The sequence below is a fragment of the Mesorhizobium sp. M1406 genome, from assembly GCF_040317555.1.
Classification (GTDB): domain Bacteria; phylum Pseudomonadota; class Alphaproteobacteria; order Rhizobiales; family Rhizobiaceae; genus Mesorhizobium.
Genome location: NZ_JAMYKW010000014.1, coordinates 16005 through 31461 on the forward strand (window position 1 = coordinate 16005; position 15457 = coordinate 31461).

The 15457-nt window shown below is 61.8% G+C and carries 17 protein-coding genes; 9 read left to right on the forward strand and 8 right to left on the reverse strand.

What is annotated here, in order from left to right:
• Positions 1-58: 58 nt before the first annotated feature.
• The 4 genes from clpS to NKH03_RS14410 all read right to left on the reverse strand — a co-directional run bounded on the left by clpS (position 59) and on the right by NKH03_RS14410 (position 1634).
• Positions 59-364, reverse strand: coding sequence for an ATP-dependent Clp protease adapter ClpS (gene clpS, locus NKH03_RS14395; protein WP_352968866.1), 306 nt, complete (start codon positions 362-364; stop codon positions 59-61).
• Between the two features lie 166 nt (positions 365-530).
• The gene (locus NKH03_RS14400) at positions 531-839 is read right to left on the reverse strand and encodes a hypothetical protein (protein ID WP_352968867.1); all 309 of its coding nucleotides are present in this window, start codon (positions 837-839) and stop codon (positions 531-533) included.
• A 219-nt stretch (positions 840-1058) separates the two neighbouring features.
• Entirely contained in the window at positions 1059-1292 is a 234-nt protein-coding gene (locus tag NKH03_RS14405) for a hypothetical protein (RefSeq protein ID WP_013529962.1), read from the reverse strand.
• A gap of 39 nt (positions 1293-1331) precedes the next feature.
• The gene (locus NKH03_RS14410; protein WP_136615919.1) at positions 1332-1634 is read right to left on the reverse strand and encodes a hypothetical protein; all 303 of its coding nucleotides are present in this window, start codon (positions 1632-1634) and stop codon (positions 1332-1334) included.
• A 231-nt stretch (positions 1635-1865) separates the two neighbouring features.
• Between NKH03_RS14410 and NKH03_RS14415 the strand changes: the two genes are divergently transcribed.
• Positions 1866-2582, forward strand: coding sequence for a response regulator (locus NKH03_RS14415; RefSeq protein ID WP_352866051.1), 717 nt, complete (start codon positions 1866-1868; stop codon positions 2580-2582).
• The gene (locus NKH03_RS14420) at positions 2579-3985 is read left to right on the forward strand and encodes an ATP-binding protein (RefSeq protein WP_352968868.1); all 1407 of its coding nucleotides are present in this window, start codon (positions 2579-2581) and stop codon (positions 3983-3985) included. Before NKH03_RS14415 ends, NKH03_RS14420 begins: the two co-directional genes overlap by 4 nt.
• Before the next feature lie 119 nt (positions 3986-4104).
• On the opposite strand, the gene NKH03_RS14425 is transcribed toward NKH03_RS14420, so the two are convergent.
• From NKH03_RS14425 to NKH03_RS14440, 4 genes are all read right to left on the reverse strand, one after another.
• On the reverse strand, positions 4105-4395 hold the full coding sequence (locus NKH03_RS14425) for a hypothetical protein (RefSeq protein ID WP_352883444.1): 291 nt from the start codon (positions 4393-4395) through the stop codon (positions 4105-4107).
• Between the two features lie 45 nt (positions 4396-4440).
• On the reverse strand, positions 4441-5622 hold the full coding sequence (gene choV / locus NKH03_RS14430; protein ID WP_352866044.1) for a choline ABC transporter ATP-binding protein: 1182 nt from the start codon (positions 5620-5622) through the stop codon (positions 4441-4443).
• On the reverse strand, positions 5619-6473 hold the full coding sequence (gene choW, locus NKH03_RS14435; protein ID WP_352866042.1) for a choline ABC transporter permease subunit: 855 nt from the start codon (positions 6471-6473) through the stop codon (positions 5619-5621). Before choW ends, choV begins: the two co-directional genes overlap by 4 nt.
• Before the next feature lie 120 nt (positions 6474-6593).
• Positions 6594-7529, reverse strand: a complete 936-nt coding sequence (locus tag NKH03_RS14440) for a choline ABC transporter substrate-binding protein (protein ID WP_352866039.1) — start codon at positions 7527-7529, stop codon at positions 6594-6596.
• 400 nt (positions 7530-7929) lie between these two features.
• On the opposite strand from NKH03_RS14440, the gene NKH03_RS14445 reads away from it, so the two are divergent.
• From NKH03_RS14445 to NKH03_RS14475, 7 genes are all read left to right on the forward strand, one after another.
• Entirely contained in the window at positions 7930-8541 is a 612-nt protein-coding gene (locus NKH03_RS14445) for a thymidine kinase (RefSeq protein WP_352866036.1), read from the forward strand.
• Positions 8542-8668: 127 nt separating this feature from the next.
• Positions 8669-9058: a c-type cytochrome gene (locus NKH03_RS14450; protein WP_352968869.1), complete on the forward strand. Its 390-nt coding sequence runs from the start codon at positions 8669-8671 to the stop codon at positions 9056-9058.
• Between the two features lie 313 nt (positions 9059-9371).
• Positions 9372-10460, forward strand: a complete 1089-nt coding sequence (locus NKH03_RS14455) for a hypothetical protein (RefSeq protein WP_352866031.1) — start codon at positions 9372-9374, stop codon at positions 10458-10460.
• Between the two features lie 31 nt (positions 10461-10491).
• Positions 10492-11637: a hypothetical protein gene (locus NKH03_RS14460; protein WP_352866029.1), complete on the forward strand. Its 1146-nt coding sequence runs from the start codon at positions 10492-10494 to the stop codon at positions 11635-11637.
• Between the two features lie 24 nt (positions 11638-11661).
• Positions 11662-13572, forward strand: coding sequence for an AAA family ATPase (locus NKH03_RS14465; RefSeq protein ID WP_352968870.1), 1911 nt, complete (start codon positions 11662-11664; stop codon positions 13570-13572).
• Between the two features lie 69 nt (positions 13573-13641).
• Positions 13642-14052 carry an endonuclease domain-containing protein gene (locus NKH03_RS14470; RefSeq protein WP_352968871.1) on the forward strand — a complete coding sequence of 137 codons (411 nt, stop codon included), beginning with the start codon at positions 13642-13644 and terminating at the stop codon, positions 14050-14052.
• Positions 14053-14119: 67 nt separating this feature from the next.
• Entirely contained in the window at positions 14120-15418 is a 1299-nt protein-coding gene (locus NKH03_RS14475) for a DUF6638 family protein (protein ID WP_352968872.1), read from the forward strand.
• The last annotated feature ends 39 nt before the right edge of the window (positions 15419-15457 follow it).

Consider the following 15457-nt stretch of genomic DNA (forward strand, 5'->3'; position numbering starts at 1 on the left):
AGAAAGATGCTGTCGCGGATGGTTTCGCCGATTGTCAGCGTTAAAGACTACCCCCGCCCTACTCTTCCGGCTCCGTCGTGAACATCAGCGGATAGCCCTTGGCCTTGCCGGCGTCGGTGGCCCGCGTCGCCTTGGTCTCGGCGACATCCTTGGTAAAGACGGCGACGACGCAGACACCGCGCCGATGCGCGGTGATCATCACCCGGTGCGCCTGGTCTTCGCTGAGCTTGAACTCGCCCTTCAGCACCGTCACCACGAATTCGCGCGGTGTGAAATCGTCATTGATGAGGATGACCTTATAGAGCTTCGGCCGTTCGATCTGCGGCTTGACCTGGACACGCGGTTTTGTGGTGATTTCAGGCATTGGAACCGGCAATTTGCGTAAGCGACGAGGCCGCCATTCTGGCACCGGGGAAAGCGGCCGTCCATTTTGATCGACGCGCCAACCGGTATCCGGTGGGCGCGGCCACTCACTATGTGGGAAACCGTCGGTCGCCGTTCAACGGCCCTGGCGGCTGAACACGCGGCGGCTAGGCCTGTCGGGCCGGAAGCGGTTTCCCCCGGGCATCCGCCCGGCGTTCCAGCCAGGCTGTGATCGGCCAGGCGACGACGCAGATCAGCGTCGCGCCGGTCAGCACGATCAGCAACCAAGTCTGCGCCGGCGTGATGTAGTCCCAATTGGTGGAAATCGCCGGCGCAAACAGCGAAGGCTCGGTGCGTCCGCTGGCCGGATCGGGCACCGGGCTGGCGGTGAACAGGATCAGCACCCTGGCGACCCCGGTGGCCACCAGGCCGCCGAGCACCATCGAGCGCAGAATGGACGAAAGCCGCTTCTTCATGCGGATTGTCTTACACCGCCGGCGTTGCAAACGGGTTATGTGTCAGTCGAGGCGGAAGCTGCCGGCACCAGGCTTCGGCCAGATATCGATCGATCCCATCAGTCCGATTGATCGCCGATATCAGGTTTTCTCAACGGCTTGGACAGGAAGAAGGCCGCTCCAGCCGAAACCGACTGGAGCGGCCTTGGTCAACAGGCTAGCATTTGATGCTGGACCCGATCACGTCTTCGGGGCGTCCTTCTTGACAGCCTTCTCGGCAGCCTTCTTGTGCTTCTTGACGGTCTTCTTGACGACCTTCTTCGGAGCAGCCTTGGCCGGAGCGGCGGTAGCCGGAGCGGTGGTCGTCGAAGCAGCCGGAGCAGCGGTCGTGGTGGCAGCGGCGTTGCCGAGAGCCGGCATCGCGAAAGCGAGAGCGACGGCGAGACCGGTTGCGGAGAGGATGGACTTTTTCATGGCTTCATTTCCTTTTCATGCGGGTCGAGTTTTCGAGTGTCACTGGACCGGGTCGTTCGGTGTCACTCCAAGCAGCTTCAAAGCATTGGCGAGCATCCGGATGCCCTGTGCCTGTTTCTTGGCGGCGCAGTACCGGTTACCCTTTCTCTGAAGTGCCTTTGCCGCGGTGACCTGCGTTGCCGTGGCATGGGTTTCGAGGGCTTCATCGAATTGGTGGCTGAGATTGGCGCACCGTTCGCTCCGGGTGGTGAGCGTCACCTTTGCGTCCGATTGTCCGACAGCGGCAGTGACCAGGCCAAGGCCCAGCAACGCACCCAACAAACTGATCGACAACCTTGGCATCGGTTTATCCGTAAACCCGGAGACTAGCGTCGCAGCCGATGACCTGACCGCCACGAGATCAGTTATGCCCTTGAAATTTTTCAGGAGTTTTTCTGAACTGTAGAATTTTGTTTCTGGATTGTGTCTGAGAGCCGGTGTGAACCCATCATCACCACTGGCCAACATATGGCCTGAATTCTATCGTGTGGGTTGCGACAGAAGGGCTTGGCAATCAACAATGACAGGGCTCAAGTGAAATCCGATGCACACATACTGATCGTCGACGACGACAAGGGCATCCGCGACCTGCTGCAGGAATTCTTCCAGAAGCGGGGCCTGCACACCTCGGTTGCCGCCGATGGCATCGAGATGGAGACCATCCTGCGCCGCGCGCAGGTGGACCTCATCGTTCTCGACGTGATGCTGCCCGGCAAGAGCGGGCTGGAGCTGTGCCGCGACCTGCGCGCCCAGTATTCGACGCCGATCATCATGCTGACCGCCGTCACCGAGACGACCGACCGCGTCGTCGGACTGGAAATGGGCGCCGACGACTATGTGCCAAAACCCTTCGATCCGCGCGAGCTTTTGGCGCGCATCCGCGCCGTGCTGCGGCGCAATGGCGGCGCCGAGCCCAAGCGCGCAACCACCAGGCAGATCTACCGCTTCGCCGGCTGGACGATGGACTGCTCGCGCCGCCGGCTGATCGCTCCCGACGATATCAGGGTCGAGTTGACCATGGCCGAATTCAACCTGCTGCAGACCTTCGTCAAAAGCGCGCAGCGCGTGCTGACCCGCGACCAGCTCATCGAACTGTCCGGTGGCGACAGCGACTACTCCTTCGACCGCAGCGTCGACATCCTCGTCAGCCGGTTGCGGCGCAAGATGGAAGACGACCCGAAAACGCCCAAGCTGATCCTGACCGTGCGCAGCGGCGGCTACCAGTTCCTGCCCGAGACGACCTCCGAATGAGACGTTTCCTGCCGCAGACCTTGCCTGTTTGGGTGCTGCTGATCGTCATTGCCGGCCTGCTGATCAGCCAGGTCGCGACCCTCTACATCGTGTCGCGCGACCGCGCCGTAGCCAATGGCGTCGTCGACCTCTACCGCCTCAACGACCGCGCCTTCTCGCTGGTGCAGCTCATGCATGACGCTACGCCGGAGGAACGAAAGGCGACGGCGACCGGCCTGTTCAATTCCACCTACGCACTCACTATCTCGGACACGCCGGCGGTCACCTCGTCGATCGCAAGCGACGACGAGATGGCGGAACTCGAAGACATCCTTGTCGGCCGGCTGTCGAAGTTCGGCATCACTGATGCGCGCGTGCGGCGCGACCCGGCGACGCGCGAGGCCGACGACGCCGACGGCACGGCGCCGGGGCCCGATATCGGCCAGGTCGAACGCGACCTTCTGGTGCTGGCCGCCAACTTTGCGCAGAGCGACAAGCTGACGGCGTCGTTGCGTTTCGCCGACGGCCAATGGCTGAACTTCACCGAGCCGATCACGCCTTTCGGCCCGATACTGAGCTTCGACAGCCTGCCACTCTATTCGCTGATCGCCGGACTGGTGGTGATCATGTCGATCTGGTCGCTACGTCGGCTGACGGCGCCCTACCGGATGATGGAAACCGCCGTGAACCGGATCGGCAAGGATCTGAAGAGCCCGCCAATCGCGGAAGGCGGTAGCCGCGAGGTGCGTGCCGCTGCCAAGGCGATCAACGCCATGCAGGCCCGGCTGCGCGAATATGTCGAGGACCGCGAACATCTGGCGGCGGCGCTGGCGCATGATTTGCGCACGCCGATGACGCGGATGCGGCTGCGCCTGGAGCTGTTGCGCAAATCGGCGGTTCGCGAGGCGCTGGCACACGATCTCGCCGATGTCGAGAGCATTGCCAGCTCGGTGATCGACTTCGCCACCTTCGAGGTGACCGAGGAGAAGAACGAGCGTATCGACTTCTGGTCGCTCGTGGAATCCATCGCCGACAGCTATGACGACGTCTCGTTCGACGATGATACCCGTTCACGCGGCCTCGTCTGCATGGCGCGGCCGGTCGCGCTCAAGCGCTGCGTCACCAATCTGCTGCAGAACGCGGTCACCTACGGCAAGAAGGCGCATCTCAGCCTGCGCCTGTCGCAAAACATGATCCTGCTCACCATCCGTGATGAAGGGCCGGGCATACCGCAGGCGCAGATCGACGCCGTGTTCGGCTCTTTCGTGCGCCTCGAACAATCCCGCAACCGCCAGACCGGCGGTCTCGGGCTCGGCCTGACCATTGCTCGCAACATCGCACGCGCCGCCGGCGGTGAGGTCAGCCTGTCCAACAATCCGGGTGGTGGCCTGCTGACGCAACTGCGCCTGCCATTGGCGGCCTGACGCAGCCCCAAAAGTGCCGACCTCGCAAGGCGCGGCTTTGGACCGGCATACCCGGAAACCCGGGAGGTCGGCAGCGTGATATCAGGGTCGCCGCGAGGACAAGGGATGTGTTCCCATTTTCAATGGATGACGGCGATCTTCCATGCAAGCAGGGCAACTATTGCTGCTGCGCTGGAGAGGGTCGCCAAACCATTCCGCCCGAACGCATGCAGGGCAAGAACCGCCAACGCGGCACTGATCGCCGCGAGCGTCCCTTCGATATAAAAGAGCTGATTTGCAGTCAGTTGCGTGCCGGTCGCACCGCCGATCCTGAAAAACTCCAGGATCGATCGCATCGCAATCACAAGCAGCAGCCCGAGCGCCGTTTGCGCGGTCCGCGGTTTAGACAGCCAACCCCAAATCCGTTCCAAAGCGCCTTTCCCTGATAGCCGACGGTCCTGGAGTTCTCGCCGCTCCTACCGCCGCAGGACCGCACTCAGCACGTCGCGGATGCCGATCGCGCCGACGAAGCGCGACTGGTCGTCGAACAGCGCCACGGGTGCTGTCTGCGAGCGGTGCATGGCCAGCATCACTGTTTTCAGCGAGGTGCCGGGGTTGGCCCAGAACACTTGCGCCGCTTCCTCCGGCTGCCCTTCGAGATCGGCGCACGACACCCAGACCGCTGGCTTGCCGTCGCGTTCGGCCGCCGCCACCAGCCCGTGCTCATCGATCTTGAAGCGCGTCGTTTTGCGCCGGTCGAGCCACACCCAGCCATTGTCGCCATGTTCCAGGTCGCGGCGGTCGCGCATGACGTTCCAGGCGGTCAGCACCGACAGCGGATTCACATTGGCGATGAAGTCGCGGACATAGTCGTTGGCGGGCCGCAGCACGATGTCCTCCGGCGCCCCGGTCTGCACGATGCGACCGCCTTCCATGATAGTGATGTGGCTGCCGATCTTCAGCGCCTCCTCGAGGTCGTGGCTGACGAAGATGATGGTCTTCTTCAGCTCGGCCTGCAATTGCAGCAGCTCGTCCTGCAGCTTGGTGCGGATCAGCGGGTCGAGCGCCGAGAAAGGCTCATCCATCAGAAGGATCGGCGCCTCGGTGGCGAAGGCACGGGCCAGGCCGACGCGCTGCTGCATGCCGCCCGAAAGCTCATGCGCGTATTTCTTCGACCACTGGTCGAGATTGACCAGCTTGAGCTGGCGTTGCACGCGTTCCTTACGCTCTAGCTCCGGCACGCCGGCGAGTTCGAGGCCGAGGCCGACATTTTCCTCCACCGTACGCCACGGCAGCAGGCCGAACTGCTGGAACACCATCGCCACCTGTTTCTGGCGCAGGCGCCGCAAGGTCGCCTCATCGCAAGTGACGACATCGACGGTCTTGTCGCCATCCTTGACCAGGACCTGACCGCGCGACACCACGTTGAGCCGATTGACCGCCCGCAGCAATGTCGACTTGCCCGAACCGGAGAGGCCCATCAGCACCGAGATCTCGCCCTCGTTGATGGTCAGGCTGGCGCCGGCGCAGCCGAGCACATTACCGGTCTTTTCGAGGATATCGGCGCGGCTGGCGCCGGCGTCGATCATTGCCAACGATCCGGCCTGGTCGGCGCCGAAGACGATATCGACGTTCCTGAAATCGACGGCGACGGTCATTTCTTGCCTCCAACGCCGATGCGCGTCATGCGGTCGAGCACGATGGCCAGCACGACGATGGCCAGGCCGGCTTCAAGGCCGAGGTCGATCTTGCGCGAACCAAGCGCGCGGTTGATCTCGGTGCCGAGGCCGCCGGCACCGATGAGAGCCGCGAACACCACCATCGACAGCGACAGCATGATCGACTGGGTGAGACCGGCCATGATGGTCGGCAGGGCCGAGGGCAGCTCCACCTTCCAGAGCAGCTGGCTCTTGGTGGCGCCGAACGCCTCGCCTGCCTCGACGATCGACTTCGGCACCGAGACGACGCCCAGATGCGTGAGACGAACCGATGTCGGGATGACGAAGATGATGGTGACGATGAGGCCGGGCGCGTTGCCAAGGCCGAACAGCGTCAGCACCGGAATCAGATAGACGAAGGTCGGCAACGTCTGCATCAGGTCGAGCACCGGCAGCATGATGCGGTAGACCTTCGGCTTGTGAGCCGCCCAAATACCGAGTGGCACACCGATGGCCATCGAGGCGGCGGCAGCGGCAACCACCAGCACCAGCGTCTCCACGGTCTGCTTCCAGAGGTTCTGGTTGAGGATGAACAGCAATCCGAGAAAGACGGCCACTGCCAGGCCTCTCGATCGCTGCAAATAGTAGGCAAGCAGCGCAATCAGGGCGATGAGAAGGACGGGCGGTATCAGCAACAGCGTGTCGACCACGCCGTCGAGCAGGAAATTCAGGCCGCCTGAGAGGCCGCGGAAGAAGGTGTTGAAATTGTCGGTGAGGAAGGTGAAGAACGCTTTGCCCCATTCGCCGATGGGAATTTTATAACTGACAAAGAATTTTGAAATCGGATCCATCTAGCCCCTCTTTGGCAGCCGCCGTCCTTGCCGGACAGTCATCTTGTCACAGGATATAAAAAAGGGCAGCCTTTTCTAGATGGCTGCCCTCACTCGCGTCATGTCGGATTCAAAGTCGGCTCAGCTCCCGAGCGCGGTCTTCACCGCCGCAGCCGCGTCGCCGCCATCGAAGGTGGTCACGCCGGCAATCCACGGAGCGACCGCGTCCGGATGCTTCTTCAGCCAGTCGGTCGCGGCCGTGTTGGCGTCGCTGCCCTTGAGGATCGCGTCCATCATCTCGCCTTCCATATCGAGATTGAACTTCAGGTTGGCGATGAACTTGCCGGCATTCGGGCACTCGGTGGTATATCCCTTGCGCACATTGGTATGCACGGTGGCGGCGCCGAAGCCGCTGTCGCCCATGCCGTCGAGATAGGTGATCTTCATGGCGCCCATCACCGGATGCGGCGTCCAGCCGAGGAACGCGATCCACTCATTGTTCTTCATCGACTGTTCGGCCTGCGTCAGCATGCCGGCTTCCGAGGATTCGACCAGTTCGAAGCCTTCGAGATTGTCCTTCGGGTTTTTGATCATGTCGAGGATGATGCGGTTGCCATCGTTGCCGGCCTCGATGCCGTAGATCTTGCCGTCGAACTTGTCCTTGAACTTGCCGAGGTCGGTCAGCGTCTTGACGCCGGCGTCCGCCACATAGGTCGGCACGACGATGCCGTAGCCGGCGCCGCTGAGGTTTTCGCTGATGGTCTCGACCGAGCCGTCGGCGGTGTAGTCCTTGATGTCGTTGGTCATCGACGGCATCCAGTTGCCGAGGAAGACGTCGAGGTCCTTGTTTTTCAGAGACGCATAGGTCACCGGCACCGATAGCTGGATCACCTGCGGCTCGTAGCCGAGTGCGGTCAGCAGCACGGAAGCGATGCCGGTCGTCGCCTGGATGTCGGTCCAGCCGACATCGGAAAGACGCACCGCCTTGCAGCTCGCCGGATCACCGGCGAATGCAGCGCTCGTGGACAAAAAAGCCGCCAGGCCGAGGCCGGCGACGAAAGAGTTCATACGCGACATAGGTATTCTCCCATTGTGATTCTTTGGCGAAGCGCAGCTGCGGTTTCTCTGCCCGCCTTGTTTCGTCAGCCAAACACCATTCTGGTGCGGTTTCAAGCGTTAAGGCAATCACGATCAACGGCGCGGACTGGCCAATCAGCGACACGGCTGACGCTTTCGTCTTGCCAGACAGTTTTTTCAGGAGCGAGGCGGCTTTTTCGTAGAAAGGCTGCCGTGGCCTCTCCCCGCACGACACCAAGTCGGCTTAAGGTCTGTTTAGATTCAGGTCAGGCCGCGCCGAAAATGGTGGGCTCCGAGAACCGGAGCGGAGCGTACTTTCGGGTACGTGAGCACCGGAAGCGCAGGAACCGCCATTTGCAGGCCGGCATCACCTGAATATCAACAGACCGTAAAGGACGGCATGGCCAAGCTCTACTTCCACTATGCAACGATGAACGCCGGCAAGACCACGATGCTGTTGCAGGCGTCGTACAATTATCGCGAGCGCGGCATGCGCACGATGCTGTTCGTCGCCGGCCATTACCGCAAGGGCGATACCGGCCTGATCTCGTCGCGCATCGGCCTGGAGACGGAAGCCGACATGTTCCGCGATGGCGACGACCTGTTCGCCCGCGTCGCCGATCATCACGCACATACATCGGTGCATTGCGTCTTTGTCGACGAGGCGCAGTTTCTCGAAGAGGAGCAGGTCTGGCAGCTCGCCCGCATTGCCGACCGGCTGAACATCCCGGTCATGTGTTACGGCTTGCGCACCGATTTCCAGGGCAATCTGTTCTCCGGTTCTCGCGCGCTGCTGGCCATCGCCGACGATTTGCGCGAAGTGCGCACCATCTGCCGCTGTGGCCGCAAGGCGACGATGGTGGTGCGCCTTGGACCTGACGGCAAGGTGGCGCGCCAGGGCGAGCAGGTGGCGATCGGCAAGGACGTTTATGTCTCGCTCTGCCGTCGCCACTGGGAGGAAGAGATGGGCCGCGCCGCGCCCGACGACTTCATCGGCTTTATCAAGGGCTGACGGCCCCGGCGACCTTGCCCGGGTTCGGTGCAGCCCGATCGGCACCTTCCGCGATCGCGCCGCGATGCAGTGTTTGTTAAGGCCTCGGCACTATAAGGCCGCCAGCCAGAGCTCTCCGGGGTCAGCCATGTTTCGAGCCGCTTCGTCCGCCAGCACTCTTCTCCTTGCCACCTCGCTTGCCGCCCATGCCGGCGGTGACCCGGCCCTGGGCAAGAAGGTCTTCAACCGGTGCATCGCCTGCCACGAAGCAGCCACCGACCGCGACAAGGTCGGCCCGCATCTGTTGGGCGTCGTCGGTCGCACCGCCGGTAGCGCCGAGAGTTTTCTTGGTCACTACTCCGAGGCTATGAAGGGCGCTGGCGCCGCCGGCCTCGTCTGGGATGAAGCCAATCTCGCCGAGTATCTCAAGGCTCCCAAGCTGAAAGTGCCCGGCAACAAGATGGCGTTTGCCGGCTTGACCAAGGACGACGACATCGCCAATGTCATCGCCTATCTGAAGGCCGATCCCAAGCCCTGATCCGCCGCACGCGCGCCGCTGTGAAGCCGGCTTCCGCCTCGCATGTCGCGGCCGCTATTGCTGCATTGGCTTGCCAAATACAAAGGCATCCGTGCGCCGTCGTTTTGCGGCATAGAAGTTCAATGGCAGTTGAACTAAGCCTGGCCGGCAGGCTAATCACGCCATGACCTCTCCTCCATTTGCCTTTCAAGACCGTGACCGAATATTTTGTTTTCGGGGCGGGTCTTGTCTTGCGTCTTTCAATCCCTGGATGCCCCACATATATTCGCCGCTGTTCGCGACCAGCGACGTAGTGCCGAAGCGGGAGGCCCCAATGGCGACATTGCAGAATTTCGATGCCGAAATTGCCAAGACCAAGCAGGTCGTGCAGGACATGCGCACCAAGATCGAGCAGTCCGGCACCGTGCTTGATACGCTCGCCACCGCCGACAAGAAGATCGGCGACGCCAATTTCGACATCGAGAACGCCCGCATCGAGGATGTGCTGAAGCAGCAGAAGGTGATGGAAGGCAACATCGCCGACCTGATCATCGGGCTGGAGGATGCCACCAACGTCTTCGGCGCCGAGTTCGAGAGCATGAAGAACTACACCGGCTGGGAAAAATTCATCGGCGTCTTCTCCAGCCAGAGCAAGCAGCGCATGCGCACCGACCGCGTCCGCAACATGTCGCTGGCCGGCAATCTGCAGGAACTGCTGGTCAAGTCCGACACCATCGTCGGCATCCTGAAGGCGCAGAAAGGGGTCCTCGACCAGCGCTACAAGACCTCCGAGACTAGCCTGTCGCAGGTCATCGAGCGGCGCAAGACCACCATGACCAACCTCGAAGCCGTGCAGAAGCGCATCGAGGAACTCAACCCGATGCTGCTCGACATCGAAAACAAGATCGCCGCTTCGACCAGCCAGAAGGAGCGCACGCAGCTCGAAGGCGAGCGCTCCAAGCTGGCGACGGAATACAATGAAAAGCAGGCCAAGGAACAGGAGCTGCTGGCCGAGAGCCAGACGCTCGAGCGCTACACCTCGATGTTCCAGACCTTCGTCGATTCGCTCAACAACCAGATCGCCGCGCAGTCGACGCTGATCAACAAGCTGACCATCGACACCGAGCAACGCATCGTCCTCTACAAGGCGCTCGAAGATTCGCTGAAGACCGCCGCCCAGCAGGACGTCGCCCACAAGATCAACACGCTGGGCAGCCAGGTCGACAACACCGCCGAGGAAACCATGGCCGGCATCGGTGCCGCCTCGCAAAAGCACATCGGCGACCTGCTCGAGATGCACGAGAAGAACATGGTCGCCACTGCCGACATCCAGCGCCGCAAGAAGCTGGCCGACGATGCCTTTGCCCGCCGCTTCGACGAGGTGCTGAAGAAGCACAATTCGGCGAACTACGTGCAGTCTTAGGAGTGACAGGACTGCCCGCGAGCACACAAGCATGACCCGCGAAAACGAAGCGGCGGCACGGTATTTCTCCGCCATCACGGCCGCGCTCAGTGGCCTTGAAGTGTTCATGCGCGACGATCGCTCGCCGCTGTACCGGCATGGCATCGTCGCCAAGATCGTCGCCGAATACATCGCCCGGCTCGACAAGTCATTCGCCTGCTGGCGCAACCGGCTGGGCTTCATGGACACGTTCCGCATTTCGCGGGCCGAAAGCGGCTTCCCGGTCTTCCAGAACCTGCTCGAACTGGAAAATGACCGCCGCCAGGCCGATGCGCGGCTGGCCAACATTCCGCTGGCCGGCGAGTTGCGCGAGGAGATGGCCGACTTCATCCTGCGCCACAAGGAATTCCCCGAGGCGCTGCAGAAGTCGATGGCCGAGAGGCTCTATCTCGAGGACGTGAAGAGCGAAAACACGTTCGGCCCGTTCACCCTGGCGCAAACGGCCAAGGTCTCGGTCAACCCGAAGACGGGGCGTCCCTACTATCTCGTCCACTGGGCGACGTTCGACGGCAGCGCCAACCTGCCTCTGGTCTACATGGTGACGGTGGAGGATTCTTCCGAAGACATGGTCCGACAGCTTGTCGACAGAAACGGCAAACTGAACGAGACGATCGACATTCCGCTGCCGGTCGACGGCCTGCTCAATCCCGAGCTCGCCCACCGTTTCGACGATTTCACCGAGAAGAACTCCGCCTATACCCTGTCGCCGGCGACCATCGCGGTCAACCTCGACAAGGATTTCGAGCCGCTGCATCCCAAGCAGCTGCGCCGCGTCGTGCTCGGACCGTTCTATTCGGCTGGCATTACCGACAACAATTCGACGGTGACCGAGGTGCTCGCCAAGGTGCGCAAGCCCGAAAATGCCTGGCTGCTCACCTGGACCATCCAGGAGGTCTATTCCAAGGCCGAGAAGCCCGGTCGCAAAGGGCTGTTTTCAAGCGAGAAGACGACGCAGGAATTCTTCATCAACACCGACGATCTGGAAGCCGCCCGCCAAGGCGTGTCGAGCTACGAAAACCACGCGCTGATCCCGCACGAGGCCTATCAGGCGCTCTATGCCGTCGGCGAGGCGCAGAAGATTTTTGCCGGCTACAAGGTTCACATCCTGTCCAACGGGCAGGTCATCTCGGACGTCTGACCGTCACACCACGGAGCACCCTTCATGGATACCGGCCTGACCACCATACCGGAAGCTGCGATCGAAAAGCACCGCGCAACCGCGCAAAGCTTCATCACCCGCATCGTCGTGCTGGAGGACCCGTCACGCGAATCGGGCACGGCACTTGCCGGCACCAACCGCCGCTTCGTCTCGACCGTCTCGGTCGGCTCGGTGCGCCGCACGCGCGAAGTCGAGCTGGCCAAGACCGTCGGCGCCGTCCATCCCGACGACCAGTTGCTGACCATCCCGCAGCACACGCTTCTGTTTCGCGCCCGGCGCGGCACGGCGATCGCGCTCGCAATATCGGATGTTTTCGCCGAAGGCTCGGACCTCGAAAGCCTGCAGGCCAAGAACACCCGCGCCCCGCTCGAAGGCGACGAGGCGTCCACCTTCAAGAAGCTTCTGTCGGCCTCGGCTTACATCTCCGCCTTCAGCCTCGCCTCCTATCTGTTCCAGCTGATCGACAGCGACGGCGAGGTGCCCAACGATATCCCCGAGCCCGACTTCCTTTTCGACACGCCGCAGGATGCGGTGAAGTCGATCCTCGCCGGCCTCGACAAGGCGATCTCAGGATCGTCCGACGACGCCGACTTGATGACCCGGGCGCGCGCCTTTGCCCGCGTCGCCATCGACGGGCTTCTGGTGCGCAAGAGCCGCTTCGACGGCATCGGCCCGTTCGAGAACGCCCATATCCGTATCGATGCCGACGACTTCACCCTCGATGGTTTCGACGTCGCGCCGGGCAAGCGCTCCAAGCCGCTGGTGATGACCTTCAAGAAGCCGGAGGAGGTCGTCGGCAACCACATTGCCAAGTACCAGTCGGTCAAGCTCGCCAAGATGCTGATGGCCTACGACTTCGAGCGCGAGATGAACCCGTTCGTCGAGCTCGGCGGCTTCCTGTTCACCTTCATCGGCGACGGCGCGCCCGGCACCGGCAAGACGACGCTGATCCAGATGATCGCCGGCCTCGTCAACGGCTATTGCCAGGTCGCCGGCTATCCCTTCGCCTATGAGAATTTCGGCGTCGACCAGATCTCGTCCTATCAGGGCAAATCCGGCCAGAACTGCCGCCAGTTCATCAACAATGTCTTGAACCCGCGCGTCATCGGCTTCGGCACCATCGACGACATCGACCAGGTCGCGGCGCGCCGCTCCGACGACCGCGCCTCGGCCGGCCAGCAGGAGATAACCGGCGTTTTGATGGACGCCTTCGCGGGCGCCGCCACCGTGGTGCGGGGCAACTGCTCGTTCGGCATGTTCTCCAACTATCCCGAGAACGTCGACGACGCGCTGCGCCAGCGCGCCGGCGCCCGTTGGCTGGTCGACGGACCGCAGAGCCGCGACGACTACATCGACATCTTCGTCCTGCTTGCCGGCAAGAACCACAAGATCCCGCTCGGCGACCACGAGCTCTACGCTGCGCAGGAAATCCAGCGCGCCGTGACTGAAGCCTATGAGGAGCACGAGAAGCCGCGGGAAGACGGGCTGATGAAGGTCTACGAACGCTACATGAAAGAGAACGGCGCGCCGAAATCGATGGCAGACATCGGCACCTATCTGCACCTGATCAAGGATGCCGAACCGCGCTTCACCGGCCGCGCCATCAAGAACGTCACCGATGCCATCAAGATGCGCGCCATGGACATCGAGCTGCCCGACGACTGGTTCGAGAAGCCGGAAGTCTTCATGCACAAGGGCTACGACGAGAAGAAAGCGATGATCGAGGAGCTGCGCGGGCCGTTCTCGATGGACATGGTCATGCAGGAGATCAACCGCTACGCCGACAGCGAGTTTCGCTATTCCGACAAGTCCGATGACTCCGCGGTCGAGAAGCTGCTGCGCGACGCGAGGCTGCGTGAACGGGCAGCGCGCGAGATGGAAGAGATGAAGAAGAAGGGGCTTTGGAATGCGTGAGCTTGACGCCTCTTCCTTCTCCCCGTTCACGGGGAGAAGGTGCCCGAAGGGCGGATGAGGGGCAGCGCTATGCGAGGCAGTAATGAGCCAAAGGTAGCAAGAGCCCGTCAGCTCCGAAAAGTCGAGAATGATGCCGAGGAATGGCTGTGGCACGAACTGCGTGGGCGACGATTGAATGGCCACAAATTTATTCGCCAACTGCCGATCGGACCCTACTTCGCCGATTTCGCCTGCCGAGAAACTAATCTGGTTGTGGAAGTCGATGGAAGCCAGCACGCAAATCGATCTCATGATCGATACAGGGACGAAACCATGAACAGGAATGGCTGGTCGGTGTTGAGGGTCTGGAACGCTGATGTCCTCACTGACCGCAGGAGCGTGCTGGAGACGATTGTTGCAGCCCTGGACGGTCGGTTGGATGAAAAAATGATCGGTATCGACGCGAAATTTCTGCCGTCAGCCACGCCAGAGGAAAGATGATGAGCGTTTGCGCCGCCCCTCATCCGCCCTTCGGGCACCTTCTCCCCGTAAACGGGGAGAAGGGAAGATGATCAAGAAACCCGATCTGCTGCGCGACAATGAGCTGATTTATGGGCGGCTGCTGACGGTCGACGAGTCGCACCTGATCCAGCGCTACAACAAGGCGCTCGCCGCGTTCGGCCTGAACCCCACCAAGCTGAAAAGCTTTCAGATCGACCGCACCGGCTTCTCGCCCGAAGTGGCCGAGGAATGCGGCGACTACGATTATCTCGATCCCAACGAGGTCAACCGCCGCTTCATCATCCTGACGCCGTCGCAGATCGACCTGCCGGTGGTGCACACGGCCTTCTCCAACACCTCGCAGCTGATGTTCGAGTTCATGTCCAAGAACCAGCGCGCCATCGACGCGCTGACCATCAAGGACGTGATCTACGGCGAGATCGAGGATTCCATTCCCAAGGTCAACGACATCGAGGATCTGCTGTCGATCAGCCAGGTCGAGTTCAAGGTGCTGTCGGCCGAGAATGTGCTGGGCAAGGCCGCCGAACTCGGCAAGCTCGTCGACCGGCTGAAGCAGGAGCCCGACGCCTGGCGCGACAACGCCATGCTGACCCGCATGGTAGAGCTCGCCAAGATCTGCGGCGACATCCGCGAGAACGCGCTGGTGCCCGACCAGGTGATCTTCCGCCACAACGCCTACTGGACCAGCCATTTCGGCGGCCTCTACGTGTTCGTCGACCCTGATATGACGACCGTGATCAGCGATCCGGCGGCTCCCGGTTTCCGCCGTTCGCGACCGTGGCAAGTGAGCTATATCTCGATCAGCGATGCCGACAAGGTGTTCAAATTCCTCGCCACCACCGGGCGCATCGAGCTGCCGCGCGCCTCCTGGGTCGAGACATCGGGTTATCTCGAGCATCGCGCCGAGATGGTGGTGCGCGCGCTGATCCGGGACGCCGACCCGAACCGCAACCTGACCGACGTCGACAAGGTCTGGCTGCAGACCTGGATCCAGAGCCATGCCGACATGATCACCAAAGACGGCAACTTTCCCTTTCTCAACGCCGCCAAGCGCGAGATCGCCCAGCTCGGCCACCTCAAGATCGAGGATGTCTTCCCGCAGCAGCGCTTCCTGGTGATCCGCGCCAAATCAGATCATCCCGACGCCTGGCTGACCAACCGGCTGATCTCGGATTTCGTGCCGTCGGACTTCGTCTCGCGCTACATCTTCAACAAGCAGGGCTTCTACAAGGACTATGACGGCTTCAGCGACGCCTGGCGATCGCATGTTGTGGACGTTCTCAAAACCACATATTTGAAGGACAAGGTGGCGTTTCGCACACGCCTCTACGGTCTGACTGACTAGAACGAAATGAACCGTCACTTCGTTCTAACTTACTGTTTT

Bases quoted from the DNA above. Each gene is read 5' to 3' on its own strand.
- NKH03_RS14405 (WP_013529962.1), bottom strand. From the start codon at position 1,292: ATGAAAAAGTCCATCCTCTCCGCAACCGGTCTCGCCGTCGCTCTCGCT.
- NKH03_RS14410 (WP_136615919.1), bottom strand. From the start codon at position 1,634: ATGCCAAGGTTGTCGATCAGTTTGTTGGGTGCGTTGCTGGGCCTTGGC.
- NKH03_RS14460 (WP_352866029.1), top strand. From the start codon at position 10,492: ATGACCCGCGAAAACGAAGCGGCGGCACGGTATTTCTCCGCCATCACG.
- choV (WP_352866044.1), bottom strand. From the start codon at position 5,622: ATGACCGTCGCCGTCGATTTCAGGAACGTCGATATCGTCTTCGGCGCC.
- NKH03_RS14475 (WP_352968872.1), top strand. From the start codon at position 14,120: ATGATCAAGAAACCCGATCTGCTGCGCGACAATGAGCTGATTTATGGG.
- NKH03_RS14455 (WP_352866031.1), top strand. From the start codon at position 9,372: ATGGCGACATTGCAGAATTTCGATGCCGAAATTGCCAAGACCAAGCAG.
- NKH03_RS14450 (WP_352968869.1), top strand. From the start codon at position 8,669: ATGTTTCGAGCCGCTTCGTCCGCCAGCACTCTTCTCCTTGCCACCTCG.
- NKH03_RS14440 (WP_352866039.1), bottom strand. From the start codon at position 7,529: ATGTCGCGTATGAACTCTTTCGTCGCCGGCCTCGGCCTGGCGGCTTTT.
- clpS (WP_352968866.1), bottom strand. From the start codon at position 364: ATGCCTGAAATCACCACAAAACCGCGTGTCCAGGTCAAGCCGCAGATC.
- NKH03_RS14420 (WP_352968868.1), top strand. From the start codon at position 2,579: ATGAGACGTTTCCTGCCGCAGACCTTGCCTGTTTGGGTGCTGCTGATC.
- choW (WP_352866042.1), bottom strand. From the start codon at position 6,473: ATGGATCCGATTTCAAAATTCTTTGTCAGTTATAAAATTCCCATCGGC.
- NKH03_RS14445 (WP_352866036.1), top strand. From the start codon at position 7,930: ATGGCCAAGCTCTACTTCCACTATGCAACGATGAACGCCGGCAAGACC.
- NKH03_RS14400 (WP_352968867.1), bottom strand. From the start codon at position 839: ATGAAGAAGCGGCTTTCGTCCATTCTGCGCTCGATGGTGCTCGGCGGC.
- NKH03_RS14465 (WP_352968870.1), top strand. From the start codon at position 11,662: ATGGATACCGGCCTGACCACCATACCGGAAGCTGCGATCGAAAAGCAC.
- NKH03_RS14470 (WP_352968871.1), top strand. From the start codon at position 13,642: ATGCGAGGCAGTAATGAGCCAAAGGTAGCAAGAGCCCGTCAGCTCCGA.